Source organism: Herbaspirillum sp. B65 (assembly GCF_000333555.1).
Classification (GTDB): domain Bacteria; phylum Pseudomonadota; class Gammaproteobacteria; order Burkholderiales; family Burkholderiaceae_D; genus Herbaspirillum; species Herbaspirillum rubrisubalbicans.
In genome coordinates this window covers 1-1,766 of the sequence record NZ_BADI01000925.1, presented here as the reverse complement: position 1 = coordinate 1,766, position 1,766 = coordinate 1, and the positions used below count along the sequence as shown (strand labels likewise).

The 1,766-nt window shown below is 62.8% G+C and carries 2 protein-coding genes; both read left to right on the top strand.

Features of this window, described 5'->3' with window-relative positions; genetic code table 11:
• On the top strand, positions 1–730 hold a 730-nt coding region (locus I5W_RS21705; protein WP_044530795.1), incomplete at its 5' end, for an ABC transporter substrate-binding protein.
• Between the two features lie 99 nt (positions 731–829).
• Positions 830–1,756: a high-affinity branched-chain amino acid ABC transporter permease LivH gene (gene livH, locus I5W_RS21700; protein ID WP_044530794.1), complete on the top strand. Its 927-nt coding sequence runs from the start codon at positions 830–832 to the stop codon at positions 1,754–1,756.
• Positions 1,757–1,766 lie beyond the last annotated feature (10 nt).

The following is a 1,766-nucleotide window of genomic DNA, read 5'->3' as shown; positions in this document are numbered from 1 at the left end:
CGCACTGACGAACCAGCCGCACAAGTTCATCTTCCGCACCATCGGTCGCGATGACCAGCAAGGTCCGGCCGCTGCCCGTTACGTGATCGAGAAGATCAAGCCCAAGAAGGTCGCCGTGCTGCACGACAAGCAGTCCTACGGCCAGGGTGTGGCCGCATCGGTCAAGAGCGCACTGGAAGCGGCCAAGGTGCCGGTGGTGCTGTTCGAAGGCATCAATGCCGGTGACAGCGATTACTCGGCCATCGTCACCAAGCTGAAGTCGCAGGGCGTGGACTTCGTCTACTTCGGCGGCTACCACCCGGAAATGGGCCTGATCATGCGCCAGGCGCGTGAGCAGGGCGTCAAGGCCGTCTTCATGGGCCCTGAAGGCGTGGGCAACAAGGACATCACCGCCATCGCCGGTCCGGCTTCCGAAGGCATGTTGGTGACCCTGCCGGCCGACTTCGCCGCCGATCCTGCCAACGCTGCTCTGGTGAAGGCCTTTGCCGCCGCCAAGCGCGACGCCAATGGTCCGTTCCAGATGCCGGCCTACTCGGCGGTGAAGATCCTTGCCGATGCCATCACCGGTGCCAAGTCCACCGACCCGGACAAGGTCGCCGCCTACATCCACGCCAACAGCTTCAAGACCCCGATCGGCAACGTCGAATACGACAAGAAGGGCGACCTGAAGGCCTTCAAGTTCGTGGTCTTCACCTGGCACAAGGATGCCACCAAGACCGAAGCCAAGTGATTCGCCCCGAATCGCTGGCGTGACTGTCTGAGCTGACGTCAAACCGCGAAATGCCCCATTGCAGTCGGAATGGGGCATTTCCACTTTATGGGTTCCCTCATGAATGAATTGCTCCCTCAACTGACCCAGCAGCTCGTCAACGGGCTCTCGCTGGGCGCGATCTATGCCTTGATCGCCATCGGCTACACCATGGTCTACGGCATCATCGGCATGATCAACTTCGCCCACGGCGAGATCTACATGATCGCCTCCTACGTGGGCCTGGTGACCTTGACCGCCATCGGCGTGCAATCCGGCTATCCCTTGCCGTTGCTCCTGGGCGGTGCGCTGATCGTCTCGGTACTGGTCACGGGCCTGTATGGCTGGACCGTCGAGCGCGTGGCCTATCGTCCCTTGCGCGGCGGGCCGCGCCTGGTGCCGCTGATCTCGGCCATCGGCATGTCCATCTTCCTGCAGAACTATGTCCAGATCGGTCAGGGCGCACGCGACATGTCGGTGCCGGTGCTGATCTCGGGTGCGCTGGAATTCCAGATGGGGAGCGACTTCACCGTCACCGTGCCGTATTCGCGCATGGTCATCGTGGGCGTGACGCTGGCGCTGATGGTGGCCTTGACCCTGTTCATCGCGCGCTCGCGCATGGGCCGCGCCTGCCGCGCCTGCGCCGAGGACATGGGCATGGCCAACCTCCTGGGCATCGATACCAACAAGGTGATTTCCTTCACCTTCGTCTTGGGTGCGATGCTGGCGGCAGTGGGCGGCGTGTTGATTGCGCTGACCATCGGCAAGCTCAATCCCTATATCGGTTTCATCGCCGGCATCAAGGCCTTCACGGCGGCGGTGCTGGGCGGCATCGGCAGCATTCCCGGCGCCATGCTGGGCGGCGTGCTGCTGGGCCTGGCCGAGACCTTTGCTTCCGGNTTACTGCCCTCCGAGTACAAGGACGTGGTGTCCTTCGGCCTGCTGGTGCTGATCCTGCTGTTCCGTCCCACGGGCCCTGTTGGGCAGCCCGACATCGAAAAGGTCTGAGCGTGCTGCA